The organism is Lacinutrix chionoecetis (assembly GCF_053604665.1).
Window position 1 is genome coordinate 408,593 of record NZ_JBSHNQ010000086.1, and the last position, 20,617, is coordinate 429,209.

The following is a 20,617-nucleotide window of genomic DNA, read 5'->3' on the forward strand; positions in this document are numbered from 1 at the left end:
TATTTTTATAGAAATTTAATAAGAATAATATTTATTTTGTACTAAATATTAAGAAATATACAATCTGACGATGTTGCTGTTTAACGATGAAAGTAAATAGACTGATGAATATGTAATTAAACTAATAAAATTTAAATTACCGAACAGTTAGTCATCGACTAACGGTAAATGGTAAATTAAGAATTTAATTTTAAGAGCTCGTCGATGTAGTTTCTTGTGTTGGATAGTCGAGGCACTTTATGTTGTCCGCCAAGTTTGTTATTTTGTTTTAACCAATCGTAAAATAACTGCGGTCTGGCAACATTAATTTTTGGTTTATTTAAGGTCATGTTATTGTAACGTTTAGCCTCATAGTCAGAATTTAAAGATTTTAAAGCATTATCAAATAACTCGTTAAAATAATCGATATCTTTTGGTGGCGTTTTAAATTCTATTAGCCATTGGTGAGATCCTTTTTCCTTGCCTTCCATAAAAATTGGTGCAGCAGTGTAATCTATAATTTCACTTTTTGTTTTCTTACAAACCTTTTTTAAAGCATCTTCGGCGTTCTCAATTATTAGTTCTTCACCAAACACATTAATATGGTGTTTTGTTCTTCCAGATACTTTAATTCTATAGGGAGAAATTGAAGTAAATCTAACCGTATCTCCAATTTTGTAACGCCATAAACCAGCATTAGTGGTAATTATAAGCGCATAGTTTTTATCTTTTTCTACTTGACTTAGAGGTATTATATGTTCTTCTGGCGTTCCGTAGGTATCCATAGGAATGAATTCGTAGAAAATGCCATAATCTAACATTAGCAGTAATTCACTGGAGTTATTTTTATCTTGAATAGCAAAAAATCCTTCAGAAGCATTATAGATTTCATAATACTTAAAACTCTTTCTTGGCAATATGTTTTTAAACTGCTCTACATACGGATTGAAATTCACGCCACCATGAAAGTATACCTCCAAATTGGGCCAGATGTCAAACAATGAGGTTTTATCGGTTTTATCTAATATATTGTTAAGTAGAACTAACATCCAGGAAGGTACACCAGCCAAGCTGGTAACATTCTCATTTACGGTCTCGTTTACAATGGCAGCCATTTTGGTTTCCCAGTCGCTCATTAAAGATACTCTATTACTAGGTGTGCTGCTAAACTCTGCCCAAAATGGCATATTATCTATTAAAATAGCACTTAAATCGCCAAAAGCAGTACCGTTTTCTTTATATAATTCTTTACTGCCACCAAGTCTTAAGCTTTTACCTGTAAAGAGTTGTGAGTTTTCATTATTGTTTAAATACATGCACAGTAAATCCTTACTTGCTGCATAATGGCAATCTTCTAACGAGGCATAACTTACAGGAATAAACTTACTTTTTGCATTGGTAGTACCGCTCGATTTTGCAAACCACTTTATTTGCGAGGGCCAGAAAATATTATTTTCTCCCAAGCGTGATCGTTCTATTAAACTCTGGTAGCTTTCATAATCTCGAATGGGAACTCTATCTGCAAATTCAGCATAAGATTTTATAGAAGCAAAGTCATGTAATCTGCCTATTTCTGTGTCTTTAGCTGTTTCTATTAGTTGAAACAGAAGCTCTTCCTGCACTTCGTTTGGGTACTTTAAAAACAAATCGATTTGATGAAATCGTTTCTTTAAAAACCACGAAGCGATAGAATTTACTAAAGGAATTGGCATATATTTTTGCTATATTTAGACACTAAAAATAATACTTTTTTTCATGACCTACCAAGGTGTTCTAACAAAAATGGCAACCGAATTTTCTACGCCAATTCAATACTATTTAGTTTTTGAAAACGATTTTATAAATATTAATCAATTACTAAATAAAACGCTTGAGTTTAAATTTATTAAACACCAATGTTTAAACTGTGGTTTAGACAAACCTATATATAGACAAGGCTTTTGTAAAAGTTGCTTTTTCGATATCCCGCAGGCTGCAGATTGGATTATGAGACCCGAATTAAGTACGGCACATTTAGATAAAGAAGATCGTGATTTGGAATATGAAAAAAAAGTGCAGCTACAGCCACATATTGTTTATCTGGCAAATTCTAGTAACATAAAAGTAGGTGTTACAAGAAAGGGACAAGTGCCTACACGTTGGATAGACCAAGGCGCACATGAAGCTATTGAAATTGTAGAGGTGCCAAATCGCTATTTGGCAGGTATCACAGAGGTGGCGTTAAAAGATCATGTGGCAGATAAAACCAATTGGCGAACCATGCTAAAGAATGATGTTGTAGATGAAAATCTGGTAGAGTGGAGAGATAAATTAAAGCCATTTATTCCTGCTGAAGCTTTAGCGTATTACTTAGAAAATAATGCCGAAACAGAAATCGATTTTCCCGTTTTAGCCTATCCTAAAAAACCAAAAAGTTTAAATATTGAAAAGGCAGGAAGTTATAAAGGTGTATTAAAAGGTATAAAAGGACAGTATCTTATTTTTGAAGATGATGCAGTTTGTAACATACGTGGTAATGAAGGCAGTGTAGTTAGTATTGAAATTTTTTAATGCCAGTTTTCTATATCTGGTATTAATTCTGAAATCATTTCGGTGTCTGAGATAAAAATAACTTTATTTAATATAACGCCTTTGTAAGACTTAATATTAAGTAGTTGATGTTTAGAGTCAAAATACAATTTTAAATTGTCATGATTTCCAGCCGAAGTTATTTTAAATCTGGGGTTTAGTAATGTGCTTAATTCATGAAACCTTTCGCTACTAATGGGTTGTTTGCTCTCAACTTCAATTAAATCCACAACATTCTCAGCGTTGTATTTAAATTTTATAATTTCGGTTTTACTTAATTGTTTTATTTCTGTAAAGGAGGTGTTAATTGTTGTTGCGTTAACATTATCAGCTCCAAATAGTTTTTGTACATCCTTGTATGGAGAACCAATTTGAGAATTACCTACAATAGATAGCATTAAAAATATAAAACCAACAATAATTTTCATGAGAGATTAAATTTTAGATAGGTACAAACCAAAAAAACCTCGCATTCAAAAAAAGAAAGCGAGGTTTATATATATGGTGGTAAAAAACGTATTATACGTTCTCTGCGTCTCTTAATCCTTGGATGTAAGCTGCTTTTTGAATTTGACGTCTGCGAGTAACAGAAGGCTTAGTAAAGAATTGGTTCTCTCTTAAGTTCTGCATAACTTTAATGTTACGGTGTTTTCTTTTGTAACGTTTTAAAGCTCTTTCTATATTCTCTCCGTCTTTAATTTCTATTCTTAACATATCTATATATTATGTGTATTCTTAAAATTCAGGTTGCAAATGTACGTCTAACTTTTAATTTATACAATAGACTTATAATTTTTTTGCAGTTTTATTTTCATTTTATTTAATCGTATCATTTTTCTTCTTCTTTTTACCAAATATACCTCCTAAAACATCTTTAACAACATTGCCAGGTTGTTTTGTAGAATCTGTTGGGTTATTTGGGTTGGTGCTTGGTGTGTTCCCTCCAGAAATAATGTCTTTAATAACATCTTTAACTGGTGTATTATTTTGCGTTTTTGTGCTGTCTGTTGCTGTTTGGTTACCGCCAAGACCACCCAACAAATCTTTAATTTTGTCTTTACCATTATTTAGCAGTTTTTCTTTTTGGATATCGATGAGCTGTGTGGTAAGGTTTTTTACACCACTGGTTAAATCGGTTTGAACTTTTGGGCTACTAAATGTTCCTGTAAGATTTGCGGTTACTGGAATACTAATTTTATTAACCTCGTTGTCATTTATTTTACCAATTAATCTATTAACCTCACCTCCTAAATATTTTGCAGGTACATTAAATACTATGTTATAGTCCATGGTATTAGTAAACGTGTGCGCTCCAGCTACAGTAATACCTATGTCTTTATATTTTAAATCGAAAGGCGCTATATTAACACGACCATTTTCAAATGTTAAGGTCGTTTTTAAATCATTTAAATCCAGTTTATCAAAATCGATAAAATTAAGTTTACTTGTTAAAGCATCAAATAATTCTGCATTTTTTGGTTCAACTTTCGTAGTTAACAATTCAGCCAGAGCACCACCAGAAATAGAGTTTAAAATTGGCGTAAAGTCGTCTCCTAACGTACCGTTTACAGAAATGGCACTATTTAATTTTCCTTGTAACACTTTTGCTATTGGAGCCATAGCGTGCAACATATCTAAATCTCTAAAAGATTGAGAAATATCGAAACCTTCTATGCCCAAATCCATATTAAAGGTTGGCGTTTTGCTTTTAGTGTCTACTAATCCAGACATGGTTAATTTACCTTTAAATAAATCTGAAGTCATATTAGACAGTGTTGCCTTCTCATCATTTATTAATAATTTACCTTTTACATTGGTTAGTGTTAAATTGTCGTAAACAACCGTATTTGCATCTGCTGTAATAGTACAATCTAAAAATGCAGGAATCTTAAGTGCGTCGCTTGGCTCTGTACTTTGGTTAACTGGCCTGTCGCTTCCGCCTTCAACCATAAAATCGCTAACCATAAATTTATTAGACTTTACATTAAAGTTTCCTTTTAGCTTTTTATCGCTTAATAAAAAGCCAAGTAAATTATCTATGGTTCCAGTGGCATCTAAATCTGTGTTGCCAGTTCGCGCTTTAAAATTTTCTAAAGTAATGGTTGTTGGGTTAAAACTAACATTGGCTTGAGAAATTTGAATAGGGTTAATGATATCTGCCGAAGAAAAGATAAAATCATTTACACTAACGTTTCCATTATTTTTAATACGCTCATAGGCATTAGTTTCTATCGCATCCATGTCGAAATTAGTGTTTAATTTCGCTTTAATGATGCCGCTAAGTTCATTATCTAATTCTATAGGATAAGCTTCTGTAATATTTGCCAGATTTAAGACACCATCAATGTCAGCATTTATCAGTATATTTTTTGTCAAGTTCTTAATAACTGCCGAGGATTTAAATACATCCTCATCAATTTTAAAATTTAATGTTTTCAAATCGATATACGTATCATCTACATTTCCAGTAGTGTTTTTTACTACAGCGTTTATATTTATATTTTTTACGCTTTTAGGCAGGTCTGGATATTTAAACGATGCATTATTAGAAGCTAATGAAATATCTAAAGTAGGGATGGTTTCCTCAGTAACCATACCTTTAATCTTGCCACTTACCTTAAAGTTTCCGCTGGTTTCTACATTGCTAATGTTTTTAGAATAGGTTTTGGGAATAACAGCCAAAAAATCTTTAAAATCAGATCCGGGATTTTCAAAAGAAATATCAATATCCTGGCCATTTTCTAATTGTTGTACATAGCCTGAAAACTCAAGCGGTAAATCGTTTATAAAGCCTCTATTTTCTTTAAAAGTATATTTGCTATTTTTTAAATCGAGGTCTATTAGCGCATCCAGTTTTACACGATTGTTGCTTAAATATTCTGTGCTGTCAATACTTAGTGTTACGTTGGCTTCGCTTTTAGTGTCTAATTCAGACAAGGTTTCAGAAAATGTTCCTTTGCCAGAATGGTCTAATTCTGTGATGTGAAATGTAGTGTTCGAGCCTTCGTCTAAATAAGTTAATGCACTCTTTTTAATGGCATAATCTTGTATGTCTAAAGTAAAACCTTCACCAGATTCTTCTGTATTCGTTTTAGCCGTTTGTTCTTTTGCAATATCATAATTCGCATCACCAAACTTGTTGATTTTTAAATTAACCAAGGCTTCATTAACATAAATTGAGTTTACCACTATTGGGCCTTCATCCGCCTTTTTAAAAAGTTCTTTTACAGACATATCAAACGATAAGGATTTTACATTAGCGAGCGTCTCGTCTTTAAAAGGATCAAAATTGGTTATTTTTAGTTCATCAACAGTAATATGTGCCTGAGGAAAACTGCTTAAAAAACTTAAGCTTACATCTGCAAATTCAACGTTGGCATTCACATTATTATTAATGAAATTACGCACCATGTTCTTTATCTGCGTCTGAAAAATAAAGGGAGCTGCCAGTAGCAGAACAATGACAATTAATAAAGTGATGCCTGTAATTTTTAAGAATTTTTTCATCTTTGGTTCCGCAAAAGCGGTAATCGTTTTTAATAGTTATTAATAATTTTTCTATTCTATATTTATAATACGTAAAATTCGGACTAATTTTCAATTAAAGCCCATTTTTTAAGAGAATTTTATAACAATTCTATCTCTTCGTTTATGGTTAAATTAAATGTTTTTCTGAAAATATAAACGCCTAAATATAAAAAAGGAGTGTCTAACAAGGCCACAAGTACTTTAAATAAAAACCCGCTGATTAATAGTCCCTTAAAGTTGCTCCAGTCTATTATACCAAAAGAACAGAGTAGTGCTAAAATGGTAAAGGTGTCTATAAATTGAGATAACCAAGTCGAAAAATTATTGCGTAACCATAAATGTTTTCCTTTGGTTAAGCGTTTCCAAAAATGATAAATTTGGATGTCTACAAATTGGGCAAATAAATACGTAACCATGCTTGCAAATACAGCTATTACAGAGTTCCCAAATACAGTAGTGAACATACTATCGTTAACATAAGACCAAGACGTAGCAGGAACAACGTTGGCAACCAAAATTATTAACAACGAAAACAAGGAGGCAAAAATACCAGCGATGACAACGTCGTTAGCACGTTTTTTACCATAGATTTCGCTTATTAAATCTGTAATTAAAAAGGTAAGAGGATAAGGTAAAATACCAACAGAAATTTCAAAAAGTTTAAATCCAAAAATTTCAACATTAAAAGGATACCAATAAAAAAACTTCTGAAAAATTAAATTCGAGACTACTAAAGATGTAATAAATAAAGCGCCTAATAAAAAGTAAATGCGTTGTGCTTTAAGTTTGTTTTTTAAGGTCATTTTCCGGTTTGTCTGTTCGAGCGCAGTCGAGAGCTAAATTCGTTAATAAATAGTTTAAGTAAATATAAAGGAAACCATTTACTTTTAGTTATTTTGCTTTCCCAATATGGAGCAGCCAAAAAAAATATACCTTTCTATAGGAAGCAATAAAGGAGACAAATTCAAGAATTTGCAGGCTGCTATAGATGCTATTTATTTAAAAGTTGGAACGGTTAAAATAATCTCTAAAGTCTTTAAAACGCCTGCTTTTGGTTTTGAAGGAGACGATTTTTTTAACGCATGTTTGCTGGTAGAAAGCTATTTAAAGCCTAATAAAGTTTTAAAAGAATTATTAGCAATAGAAACCAGTTTAGGTCGTACTCGAAGTAAAACTGATGGTTACCAATCGCGAACCATAGATTTAGATATTTTGTTTTTTGAAGAAGAGGTTATAGAAACCAAGACCTTAAAAATACCACATCCAGAATTACACAACCGTAAATTCGTTTTAGAACCGTTATACCATATTGCTTCAAAATTTAAACATCCAGTTTTAGAAAAAGAAATCACTGTCCTGCTTGAAACATGTGAGGATAAAAGTGTTTTAGAACCAGTAAATATTTGGTTAAAAAACCCAAGTAAACAACACGATTTTTCAAAATACAATTACATTGCTATTGAAGGTAACATAGGAGCAGGAAAAACCAGTCTGGCTACAAAAATGGCTTACGATTATAATGCCAAATTAATTTTAGAACGTTTTGCAGATAATCCATTTTTACCAAAGTTTTACGAAGATGCTCAAAGATATGCCTTTACGTTAGAGATGTCTTTTCTTGCCGACCGTTACCAGCAAATTAGTGACGATTTATCGCAACTCGATTTATTTAAAGATTTTATTGTTAGTGATTACGATATTTTTAAATCGCTAATCTTTTCTAAAATAACATTGCATCAAGACGAGTTTAAACTCTACCGAAAATTGTTTTACTTAATGTATAAAGACATAGCAAAACCAGAATTGTACGTTTACTTGTATCAAAATACAGAGAGGTTAAAAGAAAACATAAAAAAACGCGGCAGAAAGTACGAACAAAATATCGATAGCGATTATTTAGAAAAAATCAATTCGGGTTATCTGGATTTTCTTAAAAACCAAACCGAATTAAATGTGAAAATAATAGATATTTCAGATCGTGATTTTGTAAAAAACAGAGAGGATTACTTATTTATTTTAGATGCTGTTTGTCAAGAGTAATGCTTCAAAAAACTGGTGCTTAACGGGCTAATTTCGAAAACAAATCCCAAATCACGACGCCACAACTCACAGAGATGTTAAGCGAATGCTTTGTGCCAAATTGTGGAATTTCTATTATATAATTGCTTGCGTTAACCACATCTTGTGCTACACCTTTAACTTCGTTTCCAAAAATAATTGCATATTTTTCGTCTTTCTTTACTGTAAATGCGTCTAACATTACAGCGTTTTCGGCTTGTTCAATACTAATTACTTTATAACCTTTAACTTTTAAACTTTCAACTAGGTTCAAAGTGTTTTCTACATGTTCCCAAGCAACAGTATCTGTGCTTCCTAAAGCTGTTTTATGTATGTCCTTATGTGGTGGAGTAGCTGTAATGCCACAGAGGTAAATTTTTTCAATTAAAAAAGCATCACTGGTTCTAAATACAGAGCCAATGTTATTTAAGCTTCTAATGTTGTCAAGAATTACAATTATTGGAGTTTTATCTGCTTGTTTAAAGCCTTCAATACTTAATCTATCAAGTTCACTATTTTTTAATTTTCGCATAAAAATGTCTCGTCATTGCGAGGAGTTTACAAAGTCTGCACTAAGGGCAGTCGAAGTGTAATAATCTTTTTTAAATGGAATGCTATACCTTTTGTGAATAAATCACAATAACTAAAGTTAATTTGACTTCAAAAAAAATCAATATTTAGTTACATTGCAAACTTACTTAAAAACTAAATTTCTTTGGCAGCAAAAACGAAAAAAGTAACACCCTTAATGAAGCAATATAATGCTATAAAAGCAAAATATCCAGATGCTTTATTATTATTTCGTGTTGGTGATTTTTACGAAACTTTTGGAAGCGACGCTATAAAAGCTGCAGGAATCTTGGGTATAATATTAACCAAAAGAGGCGCAGGAAGCGAAAGTGAAATAGAATTAGCTGGTTTTCCACATCACTCCTTAAATACGTATTTGCCTAAACTGGTAAAAGCTGGTGAGCGTGTGGCTATTTGCGACCAGTTAGAAGACCCAAAACAAACAAAAACCATTGTTAAGCGTGGTGTTACAGAATTAGTAACTCCAGGAGTTGCACTTAACGACGAGGTGCTTCAATCTAAAACCAATAATTTTTTAGCTTCAGTATATTTTGGAAAGCATACTATTGGTATTTCATTTTTAGACATCTCCACAGGCGAATTTTTAACATCACAAGGCAATCAGGAATATATAGATAAGTTGCTTCAAAACTTTAGTCCTAGCGAAGTGCTCGTATCCAAACAAAAACGATTACATTTTAACGAGAGTTTTGGTCCCGATTTTCACACGTTTAATTTAGAGGATTGGGTATACCAAACCGATTATGCAAACGAAACACTTTTAAAGCATTTTAATACAAAATCGTTAAAGGGTTTTGGTATTGAAGACTTAATTGAAGGTATTATAGCTTCGGGATCAATTTTACATTATCTGGACGAAACGCAGCATAATAAATTACAGCATATTACTTCGGTGTCAAGAATTGCAGAAGATGAATATGTTTGGATGGACCGTTTTACTATTAGAAACTTAGAGCTCTATAATTCTACAAATAACAACGCAGTAACTTTACTTAATGTTATAGACAAAACAAGTTCTCCTATGGGAGGACGTTTATTAAAACGCTGGCTGGCATTGCCTTTAAAAAAGGTTGAAAAAATAAAACAACGTCATGAAGTTGTGTCTTTTTTAAAGCAAAACAAAACCACACACCAAAAAATAAAAAATCATATTAAAAATATTGGTGATATCGAGCGTTTAATTTCTAAAACAGCAACAGGAAAGGTAAGCCCAAGAGAGGTTATTCAGCTAAAAAACTCTTTAGAAGAAATAGTTCCAATAAAGGCATTAGCCTCTAACTGTGACAACGAATCTCTAAAAATTATTGGAGATACTTTGCAAGGTTGCGATGTGCTTCGGGATAAAATAAAAGCAACTCTAAATGAAGAAGCGCCTGTAAATGTTTTAAAAGGTAACACCATTGCCGAAGGGTTCTCTGGCGAGTTAGATGAGCTTAGAGGCTTATCGACTTCCGGGAAGAATTATCTGGACAAAATGCTAAAAAGAGAGAGCGAACGCACAGGCATTACATCGCTTAAAATAGCATCTAATAATGTTTTTGGTTATTATATAGAAGTACGTAATACCCATAAAGATAAAGTACCTGAAGAATGGATTAGAAAACAAACTTTAGTTAATGCAGAGCGCTATATCACAGAGGAATTAAAAGAATACGAATCTAAAATTTTAGGAGCCGAAGAACGCATTTTAGCCATAGAACAACAGTTGTTTAGTGATTTAGTCACCTGGATGAATCAATACATAAAACCAGTACAACAAAATGCGTTTTTAATTGGCCAATTAGATTGTTTATGCGGCTTTGCGCAATTAGCTAACGATAATAACTATGTATATCCAACCATGGACGATTCTCACGAGTTAGAAATTAAAGAAGGACGTCACCCTGTAATAGAAAAACAATTGCCAATTGGTGAACAATATATTGCAAACGATGTGTTTTTAGACAGGGAAACACAACAAATAATCATGATCACTGGGCCTAATATGTCTGGTAAATCTGCCATTTTACGTCAAACCGCTTTAATTGTATTATTAGCACAAATAGGAAGTTTTGTGCCAGCAAAAGCAGCCCGAATAGGGTTGGTAGATAAAATTTTTACGCGAGTAGGAGCGAGCGATAATATTTCTATGGGAGAATCTACTTTCATGGTAGAAATGAATGAAACCGCATCCATTCTAAATAATGTTTCTGAAAGAAGTTTAGTGCTTTTAGACGAAATAGGACGTGGAACAAGTACTTATGATGGTATCTCAATAGCTTGGGCTATTAGCGAATATTTGCATGAGCATCCCGCAAAAGCAAAGACGCTATTTGCAACGCATTATCATGAGTTAAATGAAATGACCGAAACATTTAGTCGCATAAAAAACTTTAATGTGTCGGTTAAGGAATTAAAAGACAATGTGCTTTTTTTAAGAAAGTTAGTAGAAGGAGGTAGCGAGCATAGTTTTGGAATACACGTAGCGAAATTAGCTGGCATGCCACAGCAGGTTTTGCATCGCGCCAATAAGATTTTGAAGAAATTAGAAAAATCGCATTCCAGTGAAGAACTTACAGATAAAGTAAAATCGATAAAAGACGAAATGCAATTGAGCTTCTTTAATTTAGACGATCCATTGCTGGAACAAATAAAAGAAGAAATATTATTAACTGATATTGATACACTTACGCCAGTTGAAGCGCTCATGAAATTAAATGAAATAAAACGTATGTTAGTAAAGACGCAAAAGGCATAAAAATTTATTTAATAATTTTTATAAAAACACTTTGGTATTTATAAAAAAGACTTAAATTTGCATCCGCAATAGCAATGTTGCACGTTCATTAAAAGACTGCGAAAGTAGCTCAGGGGTAGAGCATCACCTTGCCAAGGTGGGGGTCGCGGGTTCAAATCCCGTCTTTCGCTCTGAGAATTTTTTCCTAAAAATATTCCAATGCTGAAGTGGTGGAATTGGTAGACACGTTGGACTTAAAATCCAATGTCCATTAGGACGTACGGGTTCAAGTCCCGTCTTCAGTACTTAAACCCTTGTTAATCGTTCGATTTTCAAGGGTTTTTTTGTTTTAGGATTTTCTTATTAGCTTTACCTAATTAGTTTGTTATGCAAAACTGGATTACCCTTTTAAACGACTTTAAAGCCAAACAAGAGCCTGTAGCGTTAGTAACAGTAACAAAATGTTTAGGCTCAACACCTTGCGTGGTAGGTTCCAGAATGATTGTTACTAAAAACAAAAAAATATTTGGTACCATAGGTGGTGGTAAATTAGAATTTAAAGCCACAGACGAAGCTTTAGCAGCTTTAAATGAGAATAGAGTTATAACCTCTAACTATACTTTAGGTCCCGAATTTGAGCAATGCTGTGGTGGAAAAGTAGAATTTATTATAGAACCCATGAACCAATCACCAGAATTATTTCTATTTGGAGCAGGACACATTGGTATAGAAATCGCCAAATTATTAGTTAACACACCTTTTAAAGTTAATCTCATCGATTCGCGGGAGCATTGGTTTGCTAATCTAGAGTTAGACCAATCAGTAACAACTCATCAAGTCTCAGAAACCGACTTTAAAACTTTTAAAGAAGCCGTAAATTGGGGAGATAATTGTTACATTTTGGTGCTTACCCATAATCACGCTATCGATTTTGATATTATTGCAATGGCCTTACAAAACGAAACTAAATTTTTAGGATTAATAGGTAGCAAGACTAAAAAAGTGCGTTTCAATACTATGTTAATTAATGAGATGAATATTCCAGAAGGCATGCAAAATGTAACTTGCCCAATAGGATTAAACATTGGTGGCGATACACCAAAAGAAATTGCGATTAGTGTTGTAGCACAATTACTACAGATGCATTATAAAGAGGAAGCATAAAAAATTGTGCTTTCACAGCAGTTATAGATGAAAAATAATAAATCCATCATCGATAAATTAACAGCGCTTTGGGCTTTAAACGAGTCTGGGTTAGGTGGTTTTTTGCATGTATTTAATTCGCCATTTACAGGATTAATTGTTGGAGGCATCGCTATTCTTCTTATTAGTTTAATCGCTTTTTATGCTAAAAACAAATGGCAGGCCATTTTAAAAGCCTTAGTTATTGTACTCATAATAAAAATGGCAGTGAGTCCTTATTCGCCATTAACAGCCTACATCTCTGTAAGTTTTCAAGCTGTTTTAGGCGCGTTTTTATTTTCTAATTTTTCTTGGAAAGGCGCAACTTTAATAGTCTATGGCATGGTTACTTTTCTGCAATCTGCGCTTCAAAAATTATTGAAATTAACTATTGTCTATGGCACCGAATTTTGGGAGGCCATCAATATTTACGGTGCATGGATACAAGAAAAAATAAACTATATCACCCAAACGTCTGCAACAGCAGTTTTAATTACCATATACTTGCTGGTTTATGCCGTTGGCGGACTTTTAGCAGGACTGTTTATTAAAAGTATGATTAAAATTATTTCTGAAATAGAGATTGCCGATTTTTATCTTACACCATCTGAATTGTCAACCAAAACAAAACAATCTAAAAGGAAAATAAAATCTAAAGTCATTTGGATTTGGTTAATTACCGTTGCTGTTATCGTTTTAGCATTTACAGTGTTTACAAATGCCTTGTTTGGTTGGCAAAAAGCAGTCTATATCATTCTACGAAGCTTTTTAGTACTCATGTTGTGGTATTTGGTTTTAGGTCCTTTTGTATTAAAATTAATTCGGAAATATCTGGATAAAAAAGAATCTAAATACCAAAACGATATTTCTAATGCTATGGATTTATTTCCATATTTCAGGTATATTATTACCACAACATGGAAACAAACCAGCCATTTAAAAGGCTATACACGTTTTAAATATTTTATGGCGAATAGCATTATAAATTGTATTCATTTTAAAGTTATTTCAGAATGATTTATATCTTAACAGGAAGTATTCGTTCTGGAAAAACATCTGCTTTATTAGAGTGGGTAAATGGCAAAAATAAAGTTGATGGTTTGCTGTGTCCCGACGATGAAAATGGAATACGTTATTGTTTGAAAATAAAATTGAATGAAGTTATTAAGCTTGAGGCTGAAAATAAAACTGAAGAAATAATAGAAATAGGAAATTTTAAGTTTTTAACTGCAGCTTTTTATCAAGCTAATGCGTATTTAATTTCGATAACATCTGAAACTGAAAATGACTTTATAATTATTGATGAACTTGGTAAACTAGAATTGAAAAATGAAGGTTTACATACATCAGCAGAAATCTTAATATCAAAATTAAAAAAAGATAATGCAACCCATGCTATTCTTGTGGTAAGAGATTATTTAGTTGGTGCTATTTTAAAACATTATCATATTGCTGACTACACTATTTTAAAAAAAGACGATTTAAAATCATTAAGATAAATTGTCGTTCTCAATACGTTTGTTCATTTTAACTAAAAAACGTTTCGCTTAACGCATAATAAATAGCCATTAATGCTGAAAAAAGGGCGCTTCCTAAAAAACGCCACTTCATTTTAAAACGGTTTTGAATAATATAATTCGCAACAAAAGAAAGTGGAATATTAACCAGAAAAGACCAGAAGGCAATGACTAATAGATTCCAACCAATAGCGTCTATTTGCCAAGAAAACAATTTAATAAATAATAAATGTCTGGCAATCCAAAGCGGATTGAAATACATAACGGCAAGCACTGTTTTTGTAAGCGTGGCTTGAATACCTTGTAAATAACGAGTTTTTTTCACTATCCAATCGAAAAAATTAGGGATTTCAAAAGCATAGAAAGTGGCACCTATAAACATTATACCAAGCAAGCGGTAAATAGAAAATTCATGTAATAACAAAGCAGCGATAGTATCACCAGCACTGTAAATTAGTGCGCCTTTAAAGATGTTTTGTTTTTTGTAGTGCAGTGCGATAGGGCGTTTTGTTATTGGTTTAATACATTAAAATTAGGAATTGAAAACAACACATTTATTTTTCATACAAAGCCATTAAAACTTTTTCAGGCGTCATTGGAGCATGAAATTTTAAATTATAGTTTGGATTGAATGCTTTAATCGCATTTTGAATAGCGAAATAAGCACCAATACCATACATTAACGGAGGCTCACCTACAGCTTTCGATTTTAAAATTGCCAAGTCATGACCCTGAGTTTCTAAAGGCACCGTTTCAACTATTTTTGGTACCGAAAATAAATCTGGAATTTTATAGGTTGATAAAGCGTTAGAAAGTAATTTGCCCTCTTCATTATAAGCTATTTCTTCCATAGTCATCCAACCAATACCTTGCGCCAGAGCACCTTCAACCTGTCCTAAATCAATGCCTTTACTCATGCTTTTACCATAATCGTGAACAATTTTTACGCTATCAAAGTCATAAATACCACGCGTGCAATCTACTGTCACAGTGGTTATTGCTGTACCATAAACATGATAGGCAAACGGATGGCCTTTTTCTATAGTTTTATCGAAGTGGATTTCTGGTGTGGCGTAATGTGCGTTTTCGGTTAGGGCAACGCGTTTTAGCATGGTTTTGCTAATGAGTGCTGTCCATGATAAATCGGTTTTTTTGTTGTTAGCGTAAACTAATTCATCTTTTATACTAATCTCTTTTTCTGAAGTGTTTAATGCTTCTGAAGCCACTTTTTTTAACCGTTTTAAAAGGGCATTACAAGCTTTTAGAGTGGCTTTTCCGTTTAAATCTGCAGTAGAACTTGCTGCAGATGGTGAGGTATTGGCAACTCTGGTTGTATTAGTGGTTTCAATTTTTATTTTTTCAATAGGAATAGAAAATACATCCGCAGCAATTTGCATGATTTTAGTATTTACGCCTTGTCCCATTTCTACTGCTGCTGTGCTAACACCAACACTACCATCTAAATAAATATGAACTAACGCACGTGCATGATTCATTGGTGTATTGGTAAATGAAATCCCGAAGCAAATAGGCATGAAAGCAATGCCTTTTTTAAAATTTTGATTGGTCTTGTTAAAGTCGTTAACCTCTTGCTCTAAAGCTTTACTGTTAAAAAGTGAAATTGCCGAATGCCATGCATTTTTAGCTTCTGCTTGCTTGGCTATTTGTCCATAAGAAAACGTATCGTTTTCATCTAATAAATTAGCTTCTTGTATTGCGGTTCGGGAGACTCCGATTTCATGGGCAGCTTTTGCAATAGCAGATTCAATAACAAACATGCCTTGCGGTCCGCCAAAACCACGAAACGCTGTATTAGGCGGTAAGTTGGTTTTACAACTAAATACTGTGGTTGTAACATTAGGAACATAATAGCTGTTAGTGGCATGAAACAATGTACGCTCTGCAATTGCTGGAGACAAGTCTGCGGCTGCTCCAGAATTTTGAAGAAATTCTGCCTTATAAGCTAATATTTTTAAATCTTTATTTAAGCCTATTTTATAAGTGCTTTCGTAAGGGTGGCGTTTGCCAGTCATTCTTAAATCGTCATGACGATTTAATATTAATTTTACCGACTGGTTTAAATAGTAAGTTGCCAACGCAGCCATTACTGCCCAAGGTGTGGCCTGGTCTTCCTTACCACCAAATCCACCACCAAGACGCGTTACATCCACTTCTATTTTATGCATTGCAATGCCTATAACCCTTGCTGTTGTAGCTTGTACCGCAGTTGGTCCTTGTGTAGATGATGTGATTTTTATGTTGCCATTTTCTAAAGGTTCTGCATAAGCACCTTGCGTTTCGATATAGAGGTGTTCTTGGCCGTTTGAAAAGGTTTCACCTTCAAACACATACTCACAATCTGCAAATGCTTTTTCGGTATTCCCTAAACTAAAGGAGCGAGGTGCATTAATAAAACTACCTTTTGCTTTAGCCTGTTTTGCTGTTGTAATTACAGGAAGCGCTTCAATGTCAATTTCGATTAATGCGCGTGCTTTTCTGGCAATAAATTCCGTTTCCGCAACAATTAAAGCAATTGGCATGCCCCAAAAATGAACTTCATCTTCGGCGAATAAAGGTTCGTCGGCAATAATGCCACCAATTTCATTTTCTCCCGGAATGTCTTTATAGGTAAAAATACGCTCGACGCCTTCTAACTTTTCAGCTTTAGAATAATCGATATGTTTTATTTTTCCATGTGCCACAGGCGAATCGAATACTACAGCATGAAACGTTCCTTGCCTGATGTTAACATCGTCAACATACAAAGATTCGCCACGAACATGTGTGTAAGAATCTAAGTTTTTTATGCTCTTTTTTAAAGCAATAGAAACCGTTTCTAATTTAGAATTTAAGGCGTTATTTGATTTGTTTTTATGCATGCTGAAGAAAATCGTTTAAGGTGAATTGCTTCGGAAATAATTCGGTAAAATGAGCAAAAAATAATTGTCTTGCTAACAAGCGTTTATAGTCGCTTGAGCCACGAACATCGCTAATGGGAGAAATTTCATTTTGAAGTATATTATTGGCTTCAATTATTATTTCTGCGGACAATGCTTTTCCTTTTAAGAATGCTGAGGTTTTATGTAAATATTTTGGTATGGCCGCAACACCACCAAGCGATACGTGAGCCTCTATAATTGTTTTATTTTCAACAATAACATGGATGGCAGAATTTACACTTGCAATATCTAAATGGGTACGTTTGCAAACTTTTTCAAAATTAAAAAATGAATCTTTTGTAGGTAATTTAAATTGAATGTCTTTTAAAAGTTCGCCTTTTTTTAAATCGAATTTTTTATAATCTGTATAAAAATCTTTAAGCGCTATGGTGCGTTCTCGTTGGTCCCGATTCGTAATTGTAAGTGTACTATTTAATGCTAAAAAGATAATAGTCATGTCACCAATTGGCGATGCATTGACTAAGTTTCCTCCAAAGGAGGCCATATTTCTAATTTGCTCTGATGAGACCAGTTTTAAGTGTTTTTTTAAATGCGGAAAATAGGTGTTTAATTTGGTATGATTCCATAAATCTGATACAGTGGTATTTGCACCTACTGTACAGATTCCGCCTTTAATGTTAATACTCTTTAAAAAATCTTTTTCAGCAATGAGATGTACTGGATTATCCATAAGATTATCTGCTTGTTGCACGTACAAATCGGTACCACCAGCAACATATTTGCCTTTGGCCTGTTTCAGGTCTTTAGTTTCTAATGCTTTTAAGCGTTCTGGAATGGTTTTAAAATAGTCTGGAATAAAAGCGTTATCAATTAGCCAGCCAAAAGACTTAAAGTCTTTGTGTTCCTGTAAACGTTCCACCACTTGGTGTGCTGCTCGTTCTATAGATTTATAACCTGTGCATCTGCAAATATTACCACTAATTGCATCTAATGCTTTAGTATAGTTTTTTTCTGAATGAGACAATGCAAAGCCAGTTAAAGACACCACAAAACCTGGCGTACAAAAGCCACATTGGGTAGCGAAATTGGCTTTCATGGCTTCTTGTGCAACGGTTAATTTATTTTTAAGGTTGGTGCCTTCAATGGTTACAATGTGTTTGCCATGCGCATTGCCTAATGGCGAAATGCATGAAGTGATACTTTTGTATTCTACAATTCCGTTTGCTTTTAGCGAACCAACTAAAACAGTACACGCGCCACAATCACCTTCACGACAACCAATTTTAGTACCTGTAAGGCGTTGTTGGTAGCGTACAAAATCTAATAAAGTTACACCAGAATGTTCTGATGTTTTAATTGTTTTGCTATTTAGTATGAAGGTAATCAAAGTTATTTATTACAATTTTTTGAATTTTGTATCGAGAGGCGTTAATTTATAATGGTTTTCATTACATTTCTCGCACACCAGAAATACTCGAACTAACAATTTTCGTAAATTAATACTCAGTCTTATCAATTTTTTTGGTCCATTCTTGAAATGGCTCTAAAGCAATTTCTCTTGCTAACTGCTCGAAAGGGATGCTTCTTTTCTCATATGGTAAGGGAATTTCTTTATAAATAAATTCGTCATCAAAACCAATATTGGCCGCATCTACTTGGTTACTTCCGTAGTACACTTTGTCTGGTCTTGCCCAGTAAATAGCACCTAAGCACATTGGACAAGGTTCGCAAGAGGTGTAAATTTCACAACCATCTAATTGAAAAGAGTCTAAGTTTTTACATGCATCTCTAATAGCGGTAACCTCGGCATGTGCTGTTGGGTCATTACTGGAAGTTACCTTATTGTTGCCTCTTCCTACAATTTTTCCGTCTTTAACAATTACACATCCAAATGGTCCGCCTTCGTTGTTGTTCATGCCTTTTAATGCTGCATTTACAGCTTCTTTCATGAATTTTTCTTTATCTGTCATATTAATTTTATAGAATCGATTTTCATATTAAATCTAAACATCTAAGATAACCTTTTTACAGTTATTTTTCTGCTAAATTATAATGAATGCGGAGTAGTGCTTATTATCTTTAATAAACTGAAAACAGTTAAAGAGAAGGTTGTTTTTTTATTTGAATTATAAAACAGAAGGGTAAAATTACGGCTTTTTAGATTTTACCAGCACGTTTAAAACCAAAGCTACAATTATTAAAATGATGCCTATATAACTTATAAGGGTGTAGCTATCATTTAACCATATTATACCTATAATCATAGTAAAAATCACCTCAATGTATTTAAAAGGCGCAACAATATTAGTTTCGGAGATTTGAAAGGCTTTAGTCATATACAGTTGTCCGTAATATCCAAAAATACCTAAGCTCAATAGAATTAACCATTCCATACCTTTAGGCTGTACCCAATTATTTATAGATAAAATACCACCAAAAATTACAGCAATAATCATGAAATAATTTACCACAACTACAGGATGATCTTTATCACCAATTTTTCTAATGATGATAAAAACTAAACCGGTTAATATTGCGGATAATAAGATAAATAGCAGGCCCAAATCACTCATTTCTGCACTAAAACCTTTTAAAATAACAACACCTAAAAATGCAATTATAAAATAAAGCCATTGTATAGGCTTTATTTTTTCTTTTAATATAAACAGTGCAAAAACTGCAGCGAAAATAGGGGACAGGTAACGTAATGAAACAGCTGTGCCTACTGCCAGATAGTTTAGTGAGGCAAAAAACAGCGTCATTGCTATGGCACCTACAACACCTCTTAAAACAAGTAACCCTTTGTTGTTTCCTAAAATTGAAATGTTGTTTTTAAGTAAAAAGGGCATGGTAAAAAACAGGGTGCCAACAGATCTAAAAAATACAATTTGGTAAGCACTAAAATTAGTTAGGTACTTAACAAACACATTCATAAATGTGAAGGCTATTGCACTAATTACCATATACTGAACTGCTTTCTTTAGCATAGCTATTTTAAATTAAAGACCCTTCGGAATACAAAATATCAGAAGGGTTCTTAAACAATATATTTTAAATCTAAACTAAACCTTTTCTAAAAGGGTATTGAATTTCTTTAAGCAGTGTAGTTTAGATTTGCTTTCATTTTTGTCGGTAAAGTCGTTTAGTGCTACAATTTCAACAGGAAAATTAGTATTGTGTTTGCTAAACTTATTTACGCTAAGCACTATTGCTCCTGCGACACTGCCATCGTTAATACTATTTATGTATTCAATTTCTTTAGAATGCTCATTAAACGATTGAAAAAACAACATTCTGTAGCCTAATGCTGATGCTTTTTTTTGAATGTTAAATAAAAAACATCCAAAGAAAGATTGATTTACTTGCGGTAAAATTATGGCAATAACTTTCGACGATTTTTTTCTTAAAGCTACTGCAAAATTATTGGGAATGTAGTTGTGCTCTTCAGCAATTGTTCTAATTGTCTTTCTTGTTTCTATACTTATATCTACTTTATTATTTAAAGCTTTAGACACAGTGGACACAGAAAATCCTGATAGTGACGATAAGTCTTTTAATGTAATTGAAGCGCTCAAAAT

18 protein-coding genes and 2 tRNA genes are annotated in these 20,617 nt (G+C 33.1%); 8 read left to right on the top strand and 12 right to left on the bottom strand.

Going from position 1 to position 20,617, the window contains the following annotated elements; genetic code table 11:
* Nucleotides 1–176: 176 nt before the first annotated feature.
* Nucleotides 177–1,691: a GH3 auxin-responsive promoter family protein gene (locus ACVC43_RS14045; protein ID WP_452225164.1), complete on the bottom strand. Its 1,515-nt coding sequence runs from the start codon at nt 1,689–1,691 to the stop codon at nt 177–179.
* A 43-nt stretch (nt 1,692–1,734) separates the two neighbouring features.
* On the opposite strand from ACVC43_RS14045, the gene ACVC43_RS14050 reads away from it, so the two are divergent.
* Entirely contained in the window at nt 1,735–2,529 is a 795-nt protein-coding gene (locus tag ACVC43_RS14050) for a DUF2797 domain-containing protein (RefSeq protein ID WP_452225165.1), read from the top strand.
* On the opposite strand, the gene ACVC43_RS14055 is transcribed toward ACVC43_RS14050, so the two are convergent.
* From ACVC43_RS14055 to ACVC43_RS14070, 4 genes are all read right to left on the bottom strand, one after another.
* Entirely contained in the window at nt 2,526–2,975 is a 450-nt protein-coding gene (locus ACVC43_RS14055; RefSeq protein WP_452225166.1) for a hypothetical protein, read from the bottom strand. The genes ACVC43_RS14050 and ACVC43_RS14055 overlap by 4 nt on opposite strands.
* A 91-nt stretch (nt 2,976–3,066) precedes the next feature.
* Nucleotides 3,067–3,261 carry a 30S ribosomal protein S21 gene (rpsU, locus tag ACVC43_RS14060; RefSeq protein ID WP_452225167.1) on the bottom strand — a complete coding sequence of 65 codons (195 nt, stop codon included), beginning with the start codon at nt 3,259–3,261 and terminating at the stop codon, nt 3,067–3,069.
* Nucleotides 3,262–3,363: 102 nt separating this feature from the next.
* Entirely contained in the window at nt 3,364–6,054 is a 2,691-nt protein-coding gene (locus ACVC43_RS14065; RefSeq protein WP_452225168.1) for an AsmA family protein, read from the bottom strand.
* Nucleotides 6,055–6,173: 119 nt separating this feature from the next.
* Nucleotides 6,174–6,878: a queuosine precursor transporter gene (locus tag ACVC43_RS14070; protein ID WP_452225169.1), complete on the bottom strand. Its 705-nt coding sequence runs from the start codon at nt 6,876–6,878 to the stop codon at nt 6,174–6,176.
* Between the two features lie 106 nt (nt 6,879–6,984).
* On the opposite strand from ACVC43_RS14070, the gene folK reads away from it, so the two are divergent.
* Nucleotides 6,985–8,115 (top strand): 2-amino-4-hydroxy-6-hydroxymethyldihydropteridine diphosphokinase, encoded by a 1,131-nt coding sequence (gene folK, locus ACVC43_RS14075; protein ID WP_452225170.1) that lies wholly within the window; start codon nt 6,985–6,987, stop codon nt 8,113–8,115.
* A gap of 19 nt (nt 8,116–8,134) precedes the next feature.
* On the opposite strand, the gene ACVC43_RS14080 is transcribed toward folK, so the two are convergent.
* On the bottom strand, nt 8,135–8,665 hold the full coding sequence (locus ACVC43_RS14080; RefSeq protein WP_452225171.1) for an RNA methyltransferase: 531 nt from the start codon (nt 8,663–8,665) through the stop codon (nt 8,135–8,137).
* Nucleotides 8,666–8,848: 183 nt separating this feature from the next.
* Here ACVC43_RS14080 and mutS point away from each other — a divergent pair, with 183 nt between their 5' ends.
* The 6 genes from mutS (at nt 8,849) to ACVC43_RS14110 (ending at nt 14,121) form a co-directional block, all read left to right on the top strand.
* On the top strand, nt 8,849–11,461 hold the full coding sequence (gene mutS / locus ACVC43_RS14085; RefSeq protein ID WP_452225172.1) for a DNA mismatch repair protein MutS: 2,613 nt from the start codon (nt 8,849–8,851) through the stop codon (nt 11,459–11,461).
* A gap of 98 nt (nt 11,462–11,559) precedes the next feature.
* A tRNA-Gly gene (locus ACVC43_RS14090) sits at nt 11,560–11,631 on the top strand.
* 30 nt (nt 11,632–11,661) lie between these two features.
* Nucleotides 11,662–11,745, top strand: a tRNA-Leu gene (locus ACVC43_RS14095).
* An 82-nt stretch (nt 11,746–11,827) separates the two neighbouring features.
* Complete coding sequence (gene xdhC, locus ACVC43_RS14100; RefSeq protein ID WP_452225173.1) at nt 11,828–12,604, top strand: xanthine dehydrogenase accessory protein XdhC; 777 nt, start codon at nt 11,828–11,830, stop codon at nt 12,602–12,604.
* Nucleotides 12,605–12,631: 27 nt separating this feature from the next.
* On the top strand, nt 12,632–13,639 hold the full coding sequence (locus ACVC43_RS14105; protein ID WP_452225174.1) for a hypothetical protein: 1,008 nt from the start codon (nt 12,632–12,634) through the stop codon (nt 13,637–13,639).
* Complete coding sequence (locus ACVC43_RS14110; protein WP_452225175.1) at nt 13,636–14,121, top strand: nucleoside-triphosphatase; 486 nt, start codon at nt 13,636–13,638, stop codon at nt 14,119–14,121. Before ACVC43_RS14105 ends, ACVC43_RS14110 begins: the two co-directional genes overlap by 4 nt.
* A 28-nt stretch (nt 14,122–14,149) precedes the next feature.
* On the opposite strand, the gene ACVC43_RS14115 is transcribed toward ACVC43_RS14110, so the two are convergent.
* The 6 genes from ACVC43_RS14115 to ACVC43_RS14140 all read right to left on the bottom strand — a co-directional run bounded on the left by ACVC43_RS14115 (nt 14,150) and on the right by ACVC43_RS14140 (nt 20,614).
* Nucleotides 14,150–14,521 (bottom strand): hypothetical protein, encoded by a 372-nt coding sequence (locus ACVC43_RS14115; protein ID WP_452225176.1) that lies wholly within the window; start codon nt 14,519–14,521, stop codon nt 14,150–14,152.
* A 172-nt stretch (nt 14,522–14,693) separates the two neighbouring features.
* On the bottom strand, nt 14,694–17,018 hold the full coding sequence (locus ACVC43_RS14120; RefSeq protein ID WP_452225177.1) for a xanthine dehydrogenase molybdopterin binding subunit: 2,325 nt from the start codon (nt 17,016–17,018) through the stop codon (nt 14,694–14,696).
* Nucleotides 17,011–18,426: an FAD binding domain-containing protein gene (locus ACVC43_RS14125; protein ID WP_452225178.1), complete on the bottom strand. Its 1,416-nt coding sequence runs from the start codon at nt 18,424–18,426 to the stop codon at nt 17,011–17,013. Before ACVC43_RS14125 ends, ACVC43_RS14120 begins: the two co-directional genes overlap by 8 nt.
* Before the next feature lie 109 nt (nt 18,427–18,535).
* Nucleotides 18,536–19,009 carry a nucleoside deaminase gene (locus ACVC43_RS14130; RefSeq protein WP_452225179.1) on the bottom strand — a complete coding sequence of 158 codons (474 nt, stop codon included), beginning with the start codon at nt 19,007–19,009 and terminating at the stop codon, nt 18,536–18,538.
* 177 nt (nt 19,010–19,186) lie between these two features.
* Complete coding sequence (locus tag ACVC43_RS14135; protein WP_452225180.1) at nt 19,187–20,026, bottom strand: DMT family transporter; 840 nt, start codon at nt 20,024–20,026, stop codon at nt 19,187–19,189.
* A gap of 75 nt (nt 20,027–20,101) precedes the next feature.
* Complete coding sequence (locus ACVC43_RS14140; RefSeq protein ID WP_452225181.1) at nt 20,102–20,614, bottom strand: LacI family DNA-binding transcriptional regulator; 513 nt, start codon at nt 20,612–20,614, stop codon at nt 20,102–20,104.
* Nucleotides 20,615–20,617 lie beyond the last annotated feature (3 nt).